Origin of the sequence: Pseudoalteromonas sp. R86517 (assembly GCF_042466295.1) — a bacterium.
GTDB lineage: Bacteria > Pseudomonadota > Gammaproteobacteria > Enterobacterales > Alteromonadaceae > Pseudoalteromonas > Pseudoalteromonas atlantica.
In genome coordinates this window covers 3,237,501-3,253,679 of record NZ_JAXHCB010000001.1, presented here as the reverse complement: position 1 = coordinate 3,253,679, position 16,179 = coordinate 3,237,501, and the positions used below count along the sequence as shown (strand labels likewise).

The following is a 16,179-nucleotide window of genomic DNA, read 5'->3' as shown; positions in this document are numbered from 1 at the left end:
AGCGTGCTAAATAAAGGGCTAATAACGTAACACCATGGGTATAAGTATTAGGGGGATATTTACATGTTAAATATCCCCCTTTTTTGAGCGCTTTACGTTTAAGTGGTAGACTCAAAGCAAGTTAAATTTAACAGATGGATTAACAATGGATAAATTAGCCGTTTTATATGCAGAGCATATTGCCACATTACAACAACGTACGCGTACAATTTGTGACCGTGAAGGGCTCGAGGGTTTAGTTATTCACTCAGGCCAAGCTAAGCGCCAGTTTTTAGACGACATGTATTACCCATTTAAAGTTAATCCACACTTTAAAGCTTGGCTTCCTGTTATTGATAACCCACATTGTTGGATTGTGGTAAATGGTAGCGATAAACCGAAGCTTATTTTTTACCGCCCAGTTGATTTTTGGCACAAAGTACCAGATGAGCCGCGTGATTTTTGGGCTGAGTACTTTGATATAGAATTATTGCTACAGCCTGATCAAGTTGAAAAACTATTACCTTACGATAAAGCTAAATACGCTTACATGGGCGAATACCTAGAGGTAGCGCAAGCGCTTGGCTTTAGTATTATGAACCCTGAGCCGGTACTTAACTATTTTCATTATAACCGCGCTTATAAAACGCAGTACGAGCTTGAATGTTTACGCCAAGCAAACCGCATCGCGGTAGATGGACATAAAGCAGCACGCGATACGTTTTATAATGGTGGTAGCGAATTTGATATTCAGCAAGCGTACCTTATGGCTACACGCCAAAGCGAAAACGAAATGCCGTATGGCAACATAGTAGCGCTTAACGAAAACTGCGCTATTTTGCATTACACACATTTTGAGCCAAAAGCACCGCTTACTCATAATTCGTTTTTAATCGATGCTGGCGCAAACTTTAATGGGTATGCCGCAGATATAACCCGTACGTACGATTTTAAAAAGCAGGGCGAGTTTGCTGAACTAGTACAAACTATGACGGCAATACAAATTGAGCTAGGCAACGCATTAAAGCCTGGCATGTTATATGGCGATTTACACGTTGATTGCCATAACCGTATTGCGCAAATTCTTAGCGACTTCAATATTGTAAACTTACCTGCAACAGAAATTGTGGAACGTAAAATTACCTCAACATTTTTTCCTCATGGCTTGGGCCATCACCTTGGCTTACAAGTGCACGATATGGGCGGCTTTATGCGTGATGATAAAGGCACCCACCAGCCATCGCCAGAAGGGCACCCATTCTTACGTTGTACTCGTAAAATAGAGAAAAACCAAGTGTTTACTATTGAGCCAGGGCTTTACTTTATAGACTCATTATTAGGTGATTTAGCGCAAACCGACAGTAAGCAGTTTATTAACTGGGAAAAAATCGAGTCGTTAAAACCATACGGCGGTATTCGTATTGAAGACAATATTATTGTTCACGAAGACAGCCTAGAAAATATGACTCGTGATTTAGCGCTCGACTAAGCTAATAAAGACGAGCTCGCCAATACGCGCTAAAATACGCGAATGCAAAGGGGCCTTTTGGCCCCATTTTTAATTGAGCTTTAATTATGTCTGAATATAAATACCCCGCCGATGATGTGTTTCATCAAGAAGAAATTAAAAAAAGCACCTTTATAGTTCATATCGCGCATACGCCAGACCTAGAGGCTGCTAAAGCATTTATTAAAAGCATTGAAGAAAAGTACCCAGATGCTCGTCATAATTGTTGGGCGCACGTAGCGGGTAACCCAGGCGGAAGCCATGTTTATGGTTTTTCTGATGATGGCGAGCCAAATGGTACCGCAGGAAAGCCCATGCTTAATGTGCTGGTGGGTTCTGGACTTGGCGAAATTACTGCGGTTGTCACCCGTTATTTTGGCGGTATAAAGCTGGGCACCGGTGGGTTAGTACGTGCCTATGGTGGGTCGCTTAATAATGCACTTTCACAGCTAAAAACGGTGACTAAAGTACCGAGTATCGAGATTGTAGGCCAGAGTGAATACAGCATGCAGGGCGCAATAGAGCAATTGTTAAAAACCAATTATCAAGTACTTAATATAGAAAAACAATTTACTGCTAATATTGAATGGGTTATTACTATTGATAGCCGCCAAGCAAAACAGGCCATTAAAGATATTTTTGATTTAAGCCATGGCGCAGTTGAGTTAACTATCAAAGAGTAAGACAATAACTTACACACTTATATTTACTAATAATAAAAGCGATAAGCTACATGCAATTTCGTACCATCATAAAAATCCTTGGCCAACTTGTTGCGCTGTTTAGTATTACCATGGTGCCGCCTGCGGTGGTGTCTTTATTTTATAAAGATGGTGGTGGTGTTCCTTTTGTATTAGCGTTTATATTTAGTGTGGTTATTGGTTTAACAGCTTATTACCCAAACAGGCATGAAAACGGCGACTTAAAAGCACGCGAAGGCTTTTTAATTGTTGTACTGTTTTGGCTGGTACTAGGGGCGTTTGCATCGTTACCGCTGATTTTTTTACAAGAACCTAATTTGTCTATGGCCGATGCGGTGTTTGAGGCCTTTTCTGGCCTTACAACCACTGGGGCCACGGTACTTACCGGAATTGAATACCTGCCTAAGTCTGTTTTGTTTTATCGCCAGCAATTACAGTGGTTTGGCGGTATGGGTATCATTGTACTTGCTGTTGCTATACTGCCCATGCTTGGGGTCGGTGGCATGCAGTTATACCGAGCTGAGATCCCAGGCCCAGTAAAAGATTCAAAAATGACCCCCCGCATTGCCGATACCGCAAAGCACCTTTGGTACATTTATGTGTCGTTAACGGTAACCTGTATGTTGGCGTATTGGGCGGCAGGTATGGAGTGGTTTGATGCTATATGCCATGCGTTTTCTACAGTGGCGATTGGCGGTTTTTCTACTTACGATGCCTCAATAGGGCACTTTGATAGCCCTGTCATTAACTTTATATGTGTTTTCTTTTTAATTATTGCTGCGGTTAACTTTTCACTGCATTACGCGGCGGTAGCGAGTCGTAATATTCAGGTATACATTCGCGACCCTGAATTTAAAGTTTTTTTACTGATACAGTTAGCGCTGGTGGTGATTTGTTTTACGGTGCTCTCATCTAACGAAATATTTGCCGATGGCGATGAAACCCTCGATCAGGCCTTATTTCAGGCGGTGTCTATGAGTACCACAGCCGGTTTTGCTACTGACAACTTTTCTACTTGGCCGCTGTTTTTACCTATATTGCTTATTTTTTCGAGCTTTATAGGTGGCTGTGCAGGTTCAACCGGTGGCGGTATGAAAGTTGTACGCGTGTTTTTACTTTACCTACAAGGCATACGTGAGCTTAACCGCTTAGTGCACCCACGTGCTATATACTCTATTAAGCTTGGTCGTAAAGCCCTGCCCGATAAAGTAGTTGAAGCGGTTTGGGGGTTTTTCTCAGCGTACGCATTGGTGTTTATTATTATAATGTTGGCGCTAATGGGAACTGGCATGGACAACATTACCGCGTTCTCTGCTACGGCGGCGTGTTTAAATAATTTAGGCCCAGGCTTAGGTGATGTTGCCTCGCATTATGGGGCGGTGAGCGATGGTGCCAAATGGCTATTAACCATTGCCATGGTATTTGGTCGCTTAGAAATATTCACCTTACTCGTGCTATTTACGCCGACCTTTTGGCGTGGGTAATAATATACAAATGATGCTTAGGAACAGGCATGCCACATTCTAATTTAGATAAATTACACCAGTTAACAACAGGACGATTGGTCGACTTGGAAATTGTTACGCCTACCAGTAGTAAACGCGTAAAAACAGAGTTTATTGGCTTGCTAGAAAATAAATTTATTATTTTAAATTACCCAAGTTCAAAGCGTTTACCTGCTGCAAGTGATTACCTACGTGACGGTGTAATGGTGGTGGTAAGAGCGGTTATAGAAGGCAGTGGCGGACAAGTAATAGCATTTAGGCAGCAGCTTATGTCGGTTGCCTCACACCCTGCTAGGCTCATTTTTATTAATTACCCTACGCAAGTGCAGTTATTTGCACTGCGCGCGCAAACACGCATACCTACCTTATTACCTGCCAAATTAACTCTCAGTGACGATAGAGTACTTGAAGGGGTGATTAAAGACATCTCGCTTACCGGGGTGATGTTTGATGTACGCGGCGATCAAAACGATGAAAATATTAAAGATATGCAATGCAAGGTGACGGTTGATACCAACAATAAAGCATTTACTGGCGAAATATGCAGCGTAAAAGAGCACGCCGCGGGAGTTAATTGTGGTATTAAACTTCTAGCCAGTGAAGATGAAATGAAGGCATTTATGAAAGAGCATTTTATCGATCCCGCAATGCTTGAGCTGCCATTAGAATAAGCACTTTCGCTTAATAGCAACAAATGGCCACTTTTTACTTGAGTGGCAGTCATATTTTTTAAAACTTCACAAAATAATTTTTATTTTCTATAAAAATCAGCTGTATAGATTAGTTTTACGAGTGAGTTATTTTAATACGTTAGCTCCCCTCACGGCTAAAATTTAGTCTCTTTTTTCGATAAATCTTCATCCTTACAATTTACGCCGAAAATTGTAGCTTTTTTCTTTTATGTAACTAGCTGTTTTTATTGCTTTTAAAAACTTAGCTTTACCCATTGTTGCTAGTTTGCAACACAAAACCCCCGCAAATTTATCAAAAATAGCCAAGCACTCTTTTAACTGATTGAAATTAATCAGCTTTTAAAACTTGGCATTCAAGTTGTAATAGTCTGGCTGTACTGAACAATAACGTGATTTAAAGTAAAACACTTAATCGCACACATATACTTGAAGGAATTATATTATGAAAAGCATTAATAAAACTTTAGCACTTATCGCCCTTGCTTCATCATCAGCGGCATTTGCAGCAACCGATTTTGATACGTTAGATGTAGATGGCAGCGGCACGATTAGCAAATCAGAGGCATCAATTGATGCAAAACTGATGAGCATGTTCTCAGAATTAGATACTGACCAAGATGGTGAGCTATCAAAAGAAGAATTTTCAGAAGCTTAAAGTGTGGTAACAATCCTGAGTTGCCAATGACAACCTAAGTAGGCAAGGGAGCTTACGAAAAAGGATTACAAGGATTGCGTACACCACGTAGTGAACTTAACTAATTTGTTTATATTGAAGGATTAAATTATGAAGCATTTAAATAAAGCACTCGCATTTATGGCTATTGCCTCTTCTTCTGCTGCCTTTGCAGGGACTGATTTTGACACGCTAGATGTAGATGGCAATGGCGCCATTAGCCAAGCTGAAGCATCGGTTGATGCGGATTTAATGGCTGAGTTTGTTGAGCTTGATACCGATGGAAATGGTGAGCTTTCAAAGCAAGAGTTCTCTAAATACTAGGGTGTGATGATCTTTGCCAATTGAGCGCAGGACAGCGCATGTTCACTTAGCAAAGAGTCATTTGCTCTAATCCAATGTGCATTAAAACTTAATAATGCACATTGGCAAAAGCACTTTTTAGTTAATTTTTAAACCCATGGATCTTAGAAAAGGATTTCCTCTTAATTAGGACACAACTATGAAAACATTAAATACAGCACTTGCCGTTATCGTATTAGCTTCTTCATCAGCGGCGTATGCTGCAGTCGACTTTGCCTCGTTTGATGCCGATGGTGATGGTGCAATTTCAAAGCAAGAAGCGCAGGTAAATTCACAGCTAGTGAAAATTTTTGACCAGCTAGATACTGATGGTAATGGTGAAATTTCTGAGCAAGAGTTTTCAAAAGTACAGTAATTAGAAGCTGCTAAGCAGGGTTGCCTAGCATTAAAAAAACATACTCCACTAAAGCCGCCTTAGTCAGCGGCTTTTTTGTGTTTAACTATAAAAATATAGCGCTAACTTGGAATAGCTTTTCTACTACGTTGATATGCTTTTTATCGATTAAAAACATAATAACGTGATCACCAGACATAATAACCGTGTCGTCGTGGGCAATCAGTACGTCGTCATTACGTACAATAGCACCAATCGTTGTACCTGCAGGTAGCTTGATATCGGCAATCGCACGGCCAACTACTTTTGATGTGTTTTCATCGCCATGGGCAACGGCTTCAATGGCCTCTGCCGCGCCTTTACGTAACGAGTACACATTAACAATATCGCCACGGCGTACGTGTGTAAGTAGCGCCGAAATAGTTGCTTGTTGTGGTGATATAGCAATATCTATTTCACCCCCTTGCACTAAATCTACATACGCACCACGCTGAATAAGCACCATGGTTTTTTGTGCGCCCATGCGTTTTGCAAGCATGGCCGACATTATATTTGCTTCATCGTCGTTGGTTACGGCAATAAACACATCAACTTGCTCTATGTGCTCTTCAGATAGTAGTTCTTGGTCTGAGGCGTCTCCACAAAACACGACGGTGTTATCTAGCATTTCAGAGAGTTGCTCAGCACGCTCTTTACTGCGCTCTAATAACTTAACGCTGTGGTTTTTTTCCAGTGAGCGAGCAAGGCCTGCACCAATGTTACCGCCACCGGCTATCATAATTTTTTTGTAAGAACGCTCAAGTTTTTGTAGCTCGTTCATAACCGCACGAATATGCTTAGTGGCAGCAATGAAAAATACTTCATCGTCCGCTTCTATTACCGTTGTGCCCAGCGGCTTTATAGCTTTACCTTGGCGATAAATTGCTGCTACACGGGTTTCTACATTCGGAATATGCTCTTTTAAAGCAGAAAGCGCATAACCCACTAATAAGCCACCGTAGTAAGCTTTTACAGCCACAAGAGAGAGCATGCCATCGGCAAATTGCAGCACTTGCAACGCGCCTGGGTAATCTATTAAACGGCGAATATATTTGGTAACAAGTGCTTCGGGGGCAATATAGTGATCAACCGGGAGGTCATCGTTATGAAATAGCTTTTCGCGGTATTTTAAATATTGCTCTGATCGGATACGGGCTATTTTAGTTGGCGTATTAAAAATACTATACGCGACTTGGCACGCCACCATATTGACTTCATCTGAGCTGGTTACCGCAATAATCATGTCGGCGTCTTCAGCACCTGCACGTCTGAGCACATCTGGGTGTGCACTGTGCCCCGTGACCCCTTGTAAGTCGTACTTATCTTGTAGCTCTCGTAAGCGGTTGCCGTCTATATCAACAACGGTTATTTCGTTTTGTTCGCCAACTAAGTTTTCAGCAAGCGTACCACCGACTTGTCCGGCACCGAGTATGATTATTTTCATTATTTACCCGAATTACTGTTTAATTAAAAAAATAGCCATTTACTGTTTAATAAATGGCTATTGAGTGTACGGCTATTAGGCTTTTTTAACTAGCTTAGCGTAATAAAATCCGTCGCTTTCACCTGGTAGTAATTGTAAACCAGGGTTGGTAACTGTGTCGTTGTCGTGCAGTGGTATATGCTCAACGTCACTATTATTAGCTAAAAATTTAGCGACTTGCTGTTGGTTCTCTTGCGGCAGTACCGAACAGGTTGCGTATATCATTGTGCCGCCTGGTTTTAGTAGCGGCCAAATGCTATTGAGTATATCGCTCTGTAGTGTAGCTAAATCTTCAATGTCGGATGCGCGGCGAAGCCATTTTATATCTGGGTGGCGGCGTATAACACCGGTTGCCGAACAAGGGACATCTAATAAAATGCGGTCAAACTGTTGCTCATCCCACCATGTGTGTGGCTGCGAAGCGTCTGCACATTGTAGGTCTGCGCCTAAACCGATACGGGTTAAATTTTGTTTAACACGTTCTAGGCGAGTGGCGTCACTATCAAGCGCTAATACTTCTGCATCGGCAAGCTCTAATATATGACATGTTTTACCGCCAGGTGCTGCACAGGCATCTAAAATGTATTCATCAGCTTGAGGTGCTAAAAAGCGTGCGGCTAATTGTGCTGCGGCGTCTTGAACTGAGCAGGCGCCCACATCAAATTCTGGCAACGAAAATACATCACGCGGCTTAGCTAGTTTAATACCATCAACAAACTCAGGGTTTAACGTGTGCTCTATATCGTTAGCCGTTAACATTTCGCTGTATTGTTGCGTGCTGTATTGTGCTTGATTGACACGTAACCACATAGGGGCTTGTTGTTGGTTTTCTTCAAGAAGCGCTTCCCAGTTGTCTGGGTACGCAGCTTGCACTTGTTTAATAAACCAATTTGGATGGTTATATAAACACACTGGTATTTGCTTGGCTTTTTCTTCAAGCTCGCTTTGTTGGCGCTGAAAACTACGCAAAATAGCGTTGATTAAGCCTTTTAAGCCTAATGCACGCATTTGGCCAAGGGCATTAACGGTTTCAGAAATGGCGGCATGCGGTGGCACGCGCATATGCTGCAGCTGATAGATACCGACATACAACAAAAACTGAAAAATACGACGCTTACCTTTAAGTGGCTGTTCTACTAAATGTTGGCAGTAGTTTTCAAGGCTAGGTAGGTAGCGCAACACGCCGTAACAAATTTGCTGTAATAGCGCTTTGTCTTTAGGGGGCAGCCCTTGGCTGGCAAATGGTAGCTCTTGATTTAGCGAAGCGCCTTTATCAACCACGTTATATAAAGTTTCAGCGGCAAGCGCACGTACGTTTTGAACATTACTCATTGTTTTCGCCTAATACGGTGCCAGGAGTTACCCAGTCACTGCGACCGTTTAAAAAGTCGCTAATTGCCATTGGTTTTTTACCTTGGGGTTGCAGCTGTGTAATACTTAATGCCTGCTTGCCACACGCCACTACAATGCCGTTTTTATCGCTTGATAAAACAACGCCCGCAGGGCCTGTTTGCTCAACGACGGAGGCTTGGTAAATTTTTACTTTGTGCTCACCCATTTGAGTAAAACACACTGGCCATGGATTAAACGCACGAATATTACGCTCAATTTGTACGGCATCCATCGTCCAATCAATATTTGCTTCCTCTTTTGAAAGCTTTTTAGCGTAATTTGCCAGCTCGTCGTTTTGCGGCTCAGCTATAAGCTCGCCATTGGCTAACTTATTAATGGTTTGAACAAGTGCTCCGGGACCAAGTTCAGCCAGTTTGGTGTATAAACTGGCACTGGTTTCATCCGCAGCAATAGGGCAGCGGCTAATGTGCAGCATGTCGCCGGTATCAAGCCCTTCATCCATTTGCATTATGGTTACGCCGGTATCTTCATCGCCAGCCCAAATTGCGCGCTGTATAGGCGCAGCACCGCGCCAGCGCGGTAAAATAGAGCCATGCACATTTAAGCACCCTAAGCGTGGTGCCTCTAAAATGGCTTTTGGTAAAATTAAGCCATAAGCCACCACAATCATGATATCGGCATTTAAGCTTTTAAGCTCAGTGAGTGCGTCTTCATTTTTTAATGATTGTGGCTGAAAAACAGGTAGTTCATGTTCAAGCGCAAGCGCTTTTACTTCACTGGCTTTTAATTTTTTACCACGCCCAGCAGGGCGATCTGGTTGGCTGTAAACACCAACAATTTTGTGTTCGCTTTGAATTAACGCTTGTAGGTGACGAGCGGCAAAGTCCGGCGTACCGGCAAATATAATGCGTAGTGGTTTTGTCACTGAGTTTTCCTAAGGTGCTTATTACTTCGCGGCAAATTTAGCTTCTTTTTCAAGCTTTTTGCGAATACGTTGACGCTTTAATGGCGATAGGTAATCAATAAATAGTTTACCTTGTAAGTGATCTAGTTCGTGTTGAATACAAATAGCTAATAGCTCATCTGCATCTAGTACAAATTCTTCACCATTTTCGTTAAGAGCAGCAACGGTTACGGTTTCAGCACGGTCTACTTTTGCGTAAGAGTTAGGCACTGATAAACAGCCTTCTTCGCTAATTGTTGCACCATCTTTTTTAATAATTTGTGGGTTAATTAAAACCAGTGGTTCGTCGCGTTCTTCTGATACGTCGATCACCACAATACGTTGATGAATATCAACCTGTGTAGCAGCTAGCCCAATGCCGTTTTCATCGTACATTGTCTCTAGCATGTCTTTTACAATTTGGCGAACGTTGTCATCAACCTGTGCAACTTCTTTTGCTACCGTACGTAAACGCTCATCTGGAAATCTTAAAACTTCTAACCTAGCCATAGTTACCTTTTTACACTTGTGCTTAATTTAGGGTATTGTATGCTCTTATTTTAGCCATTCGCGTTCCCCTTTAACAGGTTTTGGTCAATAATAATGAAAAAACAATACAAGGAAGCCCAATGAAATCTCAATTGGCTGCAATTATGCTTGCACTAAGTACTGCTTTTCCTGCAGTCGCTGATGTTTTACAAATAAAAAAAGATGCTCCAAAACAATATGTTGTAAAAAAAGGCGATACCCTTTGGGATATTTCCGGCATTTATTTAGAAGAACCATGGCTGTGGCCAGAGTTGTGGCAAATGAACCCGCAAATAGATAACCCGCATCTAATTTACCCAGGCGATGCACTCGCGTTAGTGTACGACTCCGACGGTAACCCGCGTTTGGTGATTAATAAAGCGTACAGAAAATTATCGCCGCAAGGGCGTATTACACCAAAAGGTAATAACGCCATCACCACTTTGCCACTTGAAATAATTAAACCTTATTTAAGCTATGAGCAAGCGATTAACAGCGATGACATAGATGATAAGCCTTATATTTTAGGGGCAAACGAAAATACTAAAACGCAAACTCTCGGGCATATTTTATACGTTAAGGGCGATTTAAAAGTACATAAAGCGTATGCTATTTATCACAAAGGCGAACCTTACATAGATACACAAACCGGTGAAGAGCTAGCCACTCGCGCTACTTATGTCGGTATGGCTCGTGCATTTAGAACGGGCGATGAAAGCAATGGCGTACCATCGTCTTTACGGGTTGAGTCAGTTAAACAAGAAATACAACAAGGCGATTTTTTACTCCCTGCTATGCAAGGGCAAATGTTACCAGCGTACTTTAATATGCATCGTCCTAAGCAAAGTGTATCAGGCAGTGTTATTGACTCTCCGCGCCAAGTAAGAGAATTCAGCACAATGGATGTAGTGGTGCTAAACTTAGGTGCTGAGCAACAAATTGAAGTTGGTCATATCCTCGATTTAGAACGCCAATCACCCACTGTTATTGATGGCCCTCGAGGACCGCGTTATCCAGAGGATTCGAGCAAATTTGAAAAGCTTTTATCTGATGCAGGTGAATTATTTGGCAGCGAGCCAGATGAAGACACCACAACATGGACAATGCCACACGAAAAAGTGGGTGAGTTAATTGTATTTAAAGTGTATGACAAAGTGAGTTATGCATTAATAACAAAAAATCAGCACCCAATTCGCGTTGGAGATAGTGTAGTAATTCATTAAGTTGTAGCGAGTCGGTGCTCTAGGAGAGAGCATGGATCAGTCATCTGGCAAGCTAGCCCACTGGCTTGCCTTTTATATGTGTAAAGGCTTAGGTATTAAAACACTGTTAGCCTTATCACATACTCACCCCCTCGAATCATTATTTGATTTAAACCAAAGTGAATTACAACAGCTTGGCCTTACCCAAAACCAAGCCTGCAACTTACTCAATACCAATTGGCAGCAAGTAAACCATTACGAACAACAAATACAGCAGCTTAATATTACAGTGGTGTGTATTTTTGATGCGCTATACCCAAACGAGCTAAAACACATAGCCAGTGCCCCTTTACTGTTATTTTGTAAAGGCGATATATCGCTGTTATCTAGCCCGCAAGTGGCCATTGTTGGTAGTAGAAACGCGACCCCTACGGGGCTCGAAATAGCCTCAGAGCTTGCTTATCAGCTTACTTTAGCCGGTATTACTGTTACCTCGGGCATGGCGCGGGGAATTGATGGGGCCGCGCATAAAGGGGCATTGGCCAATAATGGCAAAACAATTGGTGTATTAGGGACAGGGGTTGATATTTACTACCCCAAACGCCATAAATTATTAACAGACCAAGTATTAGAGCATGGCTTATTAATAAGCGAGTTTTTACCGGGTACCGCTGCTAATGCGCATAACTTTCCACGCAGAAACCGTATTATATCTGGGCTGTCTTTAGGCGTGGTTATTGTAGAGGCTGAAATTAAAAGCGGTTCATTGATCACGGTACGTTACGCTATTGAACAAAATAAAGAAGTGTTTGCAGTACCGGGCTCTATTAAAAACCCTTTATCGCAAGCGAGTCACTTTTTAATAAAGCAGGGCGCTAAGTTAGTCGAAAATGTAACAGATATTTTAGATGAGGTGAGCTTTTCTTATCAAAGCGGTCTATATAATAAAGAGGAGCCTGTAAACAAACAGTCACAGTGTGAGGTGTTAAATAGTATAGGGTATGAGGTAACCAGTGTTGATGAAATTGTACGTCGCGCCAAGTGGCCAATTGATAAAGTGCTGGCAAGGTTGCTCGATTTAGAGTTAGACGACGAAATAGAGCGAGTGTTAGACGGGTATATAAAGCTAAGCACAGGAAGGTAATATGTTTGATATTCTCATGTATCTTTTTGAAAACTACATTCACAGTGAAGCCGATATTTATATTGAAGAAAACGAGCTTACCGATGAATTACTTCGCGCGGGCTTTAATAAGACCGAAATTTTTAAAGCATTAAACTGGCTTGAACAATTGGCCGATTTACAACGCAGCGACGAGTCGCCTTATTTAATTACAAAGCCTCACCAAGCAATGCGCATTTTTACCGATAGCGAATGCAAAATGTTAAACGTTGAATGCCGTGGCTTTTTGATGTTTTTAGAGCAAATAAGGGTGGTTAACAGTGTAACCCGTGAAATGGTTATGGACCGCCTTGCCGCATTAGATAAACCTTATATTTCGCTCGACGACTTAAAGTGGGTGGTGCTTATGGTGTTATTTAACGTACCTGGCTCAGAAGAGGCTTACGAGCAAATGGAAGACCTTATATTTGACGAACCCACCGAACTTCTACATTAAAATTGTATGCCAAACCACTTAAACCTATATGCACAGCTTGTATCTTTAAGTGGTTTGGGTATATTAGGCGAAAATTCAGCAACCCGTTAGGAACCTCATGAGTAAAATCGACCATTCGCTTTTCTCGGCGGATAAACACGCCTTAGAAAAAGAATACGAAGTCTGCCCGCAATGTGGTTCTGAATTAGTGATCCGTAACTCTAAAACAGGTCCTTTTTTGGGTTGTGCGAGTTACCCTAAATGCGACTTTATTCGCCCATTAGCGCATCACGACAGCAACGAAATAAAGGTGCTTGAAGATTCAGCCTGCCCACAGTGCACAAAACCGCTGGTGGTTAAAAACGGCCGTTATGGTATGTTTATTGGGTGTACAGGGTACCCTGAGTGTCATTATATCGCCCACGATGACGAACCTAATAATAACGATGATGTATTACCTGGGTGTCCTAAATGCAAAAAAGGGCAGCTAGTTGCACGCAGCAATAAATTTGGTAAAACGTTTTACTCATGCGATTGTTACCCAAGCTGTAAATATACTCTAAATAACAAACCCATAGCCAAGCCATGCCCTAAGTGCGATTGGCCGCTTGTTATTGAGAAAAAAATGGCCAATGGTACTGTGCTACAGTGCCCACAAAAAAGTTGCCTGCATAAACTTACCACTACTGATTAATATAAATTTCTGGAGCATATTTTGTCAGACCTTTCTACATTGCCTACGGCTATATCTTGCTTAGAGCAAGGTGAAGTTATTTTATATCCTACTGAAGCTGTCTATGGTTTAGGGTGTGATCCAGATAATCAGCAAGCTGTTGAGAAGTTGCTAGAAATAAAACAGCGTCCCGTTGAAAAGGGCCTTATTTTAATCGCCGATAACTACGGCCAGTTATTAAAGTATGTTGACGATGTAAAGCTGCCAATGGACAAGCGCGCTGATATTTTTTCTAGTTGGCCCGGTGCTATTACCTGGGTAATGCCTGCAGCTAAAAATACGCCTAAATGGTTAACAGGGCAGTTTGATACGATTGCAGTACGGGTTACTGATCATCCAAGTGTTAAGCGCTTATGCCAGCAATTAGGCAAGCCTCTTGTCTCCACTAGTGCTAATTTAACCGGACAGCCAACCGTAACAAGTATTGAACAAGCCAAGCAGCAATTTGCAGATAAGGTAGGCTGTTACATTGATGAGCCCTTAGGGGGCAACACGCAGCCAAGCACAATTAAAGATGCCATGACCGGCAAAGTATTTAGAGGTTAATATGCAAAGCGAATTATTAGAACAAGTAAAAGCGTATTTTATGGCTTTGCAAGACACCATTTGCCAAGGCTTAGAGCAGGCCGATGGCAATGCAAAATTTGTAGAAGATAGCTGGCAACGTGCCGAAGGCGGTGGCGGGCGTACGCGTGTTACCACTAACGGTAATGTAATAGAGCAAGGCGGCGTTAACTACTCGCATGTGTTTGGTGCATCTATGCCGGGCTCTGCGACCGCTCATAGACCAGAGCTTGCAGGGCGAAGCTTTCATGCATGTGGTGTTTCATTAGTTATTCATCCAAAAAACCCACATGTTCCTACAAGTCATGCCAATGTACGCTTTTTTATAGCTGAAAAAGAAGGCGAAGAGCCTATTTGGTGGTTTGGCGGAGGGTTTGACTTAACGCCTTTTTACCCCGTTTTTGAAGATGTACAGCATTGGCACCAAGTCGCACACGACATTTGTGCACCATTTGGTGAACAAGTGTATCCAAAATACAAAACGTGGTGTGATGAATATTTTTACCTAAAACATCGCGACGAAACACGCGGTGTAGGCGGCTTATTTTTTGATGACTTAAACGAGCTAGGGTTTGAGCAGAGCTTTGCATTTATGCAATCGGTTGGTAATGGCTTTTTAGATGCGTACTTACCTATTATTGAGCGTCGTAAAAATGATGAATACACGCAACAGCAGCGCGACTTTCAATTGTATCGCCGCGGTCGTTACGTAGAATTTAACCTTGTGTGGGATAGAGGCACTTTATTTGGCTTACAAAGCGGTGGGCGCACAGAGTCTATATTAATGTCGATGCCGCCACTGGCGCGTTGGGAATACAATTATAAGCCCGCGCCCGACAGCGCAGAGGCTAATTTGTATCAATACTATTTACGTCCACAAGAGTGGCTAAGCACTAAACCCACTGATTTAATAGCCAGAGAGTGGCAGTTATAAATATTAAATTAAGGTAGGGGCTGTTTAATCCGCAAAGGTCAATAAACCCTAATAAAAGGCGCTTAACAGCGCCTTTTTGCTAAGTAGTTACAATTAGTGCTCATTAATCATATGGGTGGCAAGTTGTCCAAAAGACTGCTTTAACCCTTCGCGCAGTAGGGGGTTGTCTACTTCTATATCGAGGGTTTTATTCATGCAATACATCCACTGATCGCGCAGGTCTTTATTTATAGTAAAAGGCATATGGCGTTTGCGCAGCATAGGTTGGCCATGTTTTTCAGTAAATAGGTTAGGGCCGCCTAACCAACCCGATAAAAACTCAAAAAACACTTGGCGAATTCTATCTAATGGCAGAGGATGCATATCATATAATGGTTTGGCGTATTCATCGCTGGCCATTATGTCGTAGAATCTATTAGCAATAGCACGGGTACCTGCTTCTCCACCAATAATTTCATACGGTGTTTTCTCAGGAGTGGGCGCTGGTTGCTCAGGAGCTGGTTTAGATTTTGAAAAAAGTCGTTTAATCATATTACTTATCATCGTTAATAGGCAGTGTATAGCTGCAAAGAGGTTGCTTTAAAATGGACAAATATGCGGTTTTTGGAAATCCAATCAAACATTCAAAATCCCCCGCGATACATAAACAATTTGCTGTATCTTTGGGTGAGCAAATCGACTACCGCGCAATATTAGCACCTATCGATCACTTTGAAAAAACAGTAACCACCTTTTTTGAGCAAGGCGGGATAGGTGCCAACGTTACTATGCCATTTAAAGAGCAAGCGTATGCCATGGCTGATGAACTCACCCCACTTGCTAAAATTGTTGGTGCAGTTAATACACTTAAAAAACGCGATGATGGCACTTTGTTAGGCGATAACACCGATGGCGTGGGCTTTGTTAATGATTTACTTGCCAATGAAGTGACAATTACCAATAAGCGTATTTTAATTATTGGTGCTGGTGGCGCAGCAAGAGGGGTAATACTACCGCTACTTGAGCGTAACCCAGCTGAAATAACGATTGTTAATCGCACGGCAAAAAA

19 protein-coding genes (1 of these 19 cut by a window edge) are annotated in these 16,179 nt (G+C 42.1%); 14 read left to right on the top strand and 5 right to left on the bottom strand.

Annotated features, from left to right (window positions below; translation table 11 throughout):
* The first annotated feature begins 145 nt into the window (after positions 1-145).
* The 7 genes from pepQ (at position 146) to SJY38_RS14735 (ending at position 5,775) form a co-directional block, all read left to right on the top strand.
* Positions 146-1,468: a Xaa-Pro dipeptidase gene (gene pepQ / locus SJY38_RS14765; RefSeq protein ID WP_004588047.1), complete on the top strand. Its 1,323-nt coding sequence runs from the start codon at positions 146-148 to the stop codon at positions 1,466-1,468.
* A gap of 86 nt (positions 1,469-1,554) precedes the next feature.
* Positions 1,555-2,169, top strand: a complete 615-nt coding sequence (locus tag SJY38_RS14760) for a YigZ family protein (RefSeq protein WP_096040916.1) — start codon at positions 1,555-1,557, stop codon at positions 2,167-2,169.
* Positions 2,170-2,219: 50 nt separating this feature from the next.
* Positions 2,220-3,671 (top strand): TrkH family potassium uptake protein, encoded by a 1,452-nt coding sequence (locus tag SJY38_RS14755; protein WP_004588045.1) that lies wholly within the window; start codon positions 2,220-2,222, stop codon positions 3,669-3,671.
* Positions 3,672-3,700: 29 nt separating this feature from the next.
* Positions 3,701-4,363 (top strand): flagellar brake protein, encoded by a 663-nt coding sequence (locus tag SJY38_RS14750; RefSeq protein ID WP_248452297.1) that lies wholly within the window; start codon positions 3,701-3,703, stop codon positions 4,361-4,363.
* A gap of 463 nt (positions 4,364-4,826) precedes the next feature.
* Positions 4,827-5,039, top strand: a complete 213-nt coding sequence (locus SJY38_RS14745) for an EF-hand domain-containing protein (RefSeq protein ID WP_004588043.1) — start codon at positions 4,827-4,829, stop codon at positions 5,037-5,039.
* A 129-nt stretch (positions 5,040-5,168) separates the two neighbouring features.
* Entirely contained in the window at positions 5,169-5,381 is a 213-nt protein-coding gene (locus SJY38_RS14740) for a calmodulin-like protein (RefSeq protein ID WP_004588042.1), read from the top strand.
* Between the two features lie 178 nt (positions 5,382-5,559).
* Positions 5,560-5,775, top strand: a complete 216-nt coding sequence (locus SJY38_RS14735; RefSeq protein ID WP_004588041.1) for an EF-hand domain-containing protein — start codon at positions 5,560-5,562, stop codon at positions 5,773-5,775.
* Positions 5,776-5,860: 85 nt separating this feature from the next.
* Here the strand turns inward: SJY38_RS14735 and trkA are convergent, their stop codons facing one another.
* The 4 genes from trkA to def form a co-directional block, all read right to left on the bottom strand.
* Positions 5,861-7,237 (bottom strand): Trk system potassium transporter TrkA, encoded by a 1,377-nt coding sequence (gene trkA / locus SJY38_RS14730; protein ID WP_004588040.1) that lies wholly within the window; start codon positions 7,235-7,237, stop codon positions 5,861-5,863.
* A 75-nt stretch (positions 7,238-7,312) separates the two neighbouring features.
* The gene (rsmB, locus tag SJY38_RS14725; protein WP_004588039.1) at positions 7,313-8,608 is read right to left on the bottom strand and encodes a 16S rRNA (cytosine(967)-C(5))-methyltransferase RsmB; all 1,296 of its coding nucleotides are present in this window, start codon (positions 8,606-8,608) and stop codon (positions 7,313-7,315) included.
* Positions 8,601-9,554 carry a methionyl-tRNA formyltransferase gene (fmt, locus tag SJY38_RS14720; protein WP_377110053.1) on the bottom strand — a complete coding sequence of 318 codons (954 nt, stop codon included), beginning with the start codon at positions 9,552-9,554 and terminating at the stop codon, positions 8,601-8,603. Before fmt ends, rsmB begins: the two co-directional genes overlap by 8 nt.
* A 21-nt stretch (positions 9,555-9,575) precedes the next feature.
* Positions 9,576-10,082 (bottom strand): peptide deformylase, encoded by a 507-nt coding sequence (def, locus tag SJY38_RS14715; RefSeq protein ID WP_004588037.1) that lies wholly within the window; start codon positions 10,080-10,082, stop codon positions 9,576-9,578.
* Between the two features lie 119 nt (positions 10,083-10,201).
* On the opposite strand from def, the gene SJY38_RS14710 reads away from it, so the two are divergent.
* From SJY38_RS14710 to hemF, 6 genes are all read left to right on the top strand, one after another.
* Positions 10,202-11,323 (top strand): LysM peptidoglycan-binding domain-containing protein, encoded by a 1,122-nt coding sequence (locus SJY38_RS14710; RefSeq protein ID WP_377110051.1) that lies wholly within the window; start codon positions 10,202-10,204, stop codon positions 11,321-11,323.
* 31 nt (positions 11,324-11,354) lie between these two features.
* Positions 11,355-12,446, top strand: a complete 1,092-nt coding sequence (gene dprA / locus SJY38_RS14705; RefSeq protein WP_004588035.1) for a DNA-processing protein DprA — start codon at positions 11,355-11,357, stop codon at positions 12,444-12,446.
* A gap of 1 nt (position 12,447) precedes the next feature.
* Positions 12,448-12,921: a DUF494 family protein gene (locus SJY38_RS14700; protein WP_004588034.1), complete on the top strand. Its 474-nt coding sequence runs from the start codon at positions 12,448-12,450 to the stop codon at positions 12,919-12,921.
* A gap of 97 nt (positions 12,922-13,018) precedes the next feature.
* The gene (locus SJY38_RS14695) at positions 13,019-13,594 is read left to right on the top strand and encodes a type I DNA topoisomerase (protein ID WP_024032146.1); all 576 of its coding nucleotides are present in this window, start codon (positions 13,019-13,021) and stop codon (positions 13,592-13,594) included.
* Positions 13,595-13,615: 21 nt separating this feature from the next.
* On the top strand, positions 13,616-14,179 hold the full coding sequence (locus SJY38_RS14690; RefSeq protein WP_004588032.1) for an L-threonylcarbamoyladenylate synthase: 564 nt from the start codon (positions 13,616-13,618) through the stop codon (positions 14,177-14,179).
* Position 14,180: 1 nt separating this feature from the next.
* Positions 14,181-15,131 (top strand): oxygen-dependent coproporphyrinogen oxidase, encoded by a 951-nt coding sequence (gene hemF, locus SJY38_RS14685; RefSeq protein ID WP_248463323.1) that lies wholly within the window; start codon positions 14,181-14,183, stop codon positions 15,129-15,131.
* Positions 15,132-15,224: 93 nt separating this feature from the next.
* Here hemF and SJY38_RS14680 read toward each other — a convergent pair whose 3' ends face one another.
* The gene (locus SJY38_RS14680) at positions 15,225-15,662 is read right to left on the bottom strand and encodes a group II truncated hemoglobin (RefSeq protein WP_029773006.1); all 438 of its coding nucleotides are present in this window, start codon (positions 15,660-15,662) and stop codon (positions 15,225-15,227) included.
* Between the two features lie 53 nt (positions 15,663-15,715).
* Between SJY38_RS14680 and aroE the strand changes: the two genes are divergently transcribed.
* Positions 15,716-16,179: the 5' portion of a shikimate dehydrogenase gene (aroE, locus tag SJY38_RS14675; protein WP_286740530.1), read on the top strand. It continues 361 nt past the right edge of the window; only the first 464 of its 825 coding nucleotides appear in the window; its start codon is at positions 15,716-15,718; the stop codon falls past the right edge of the window.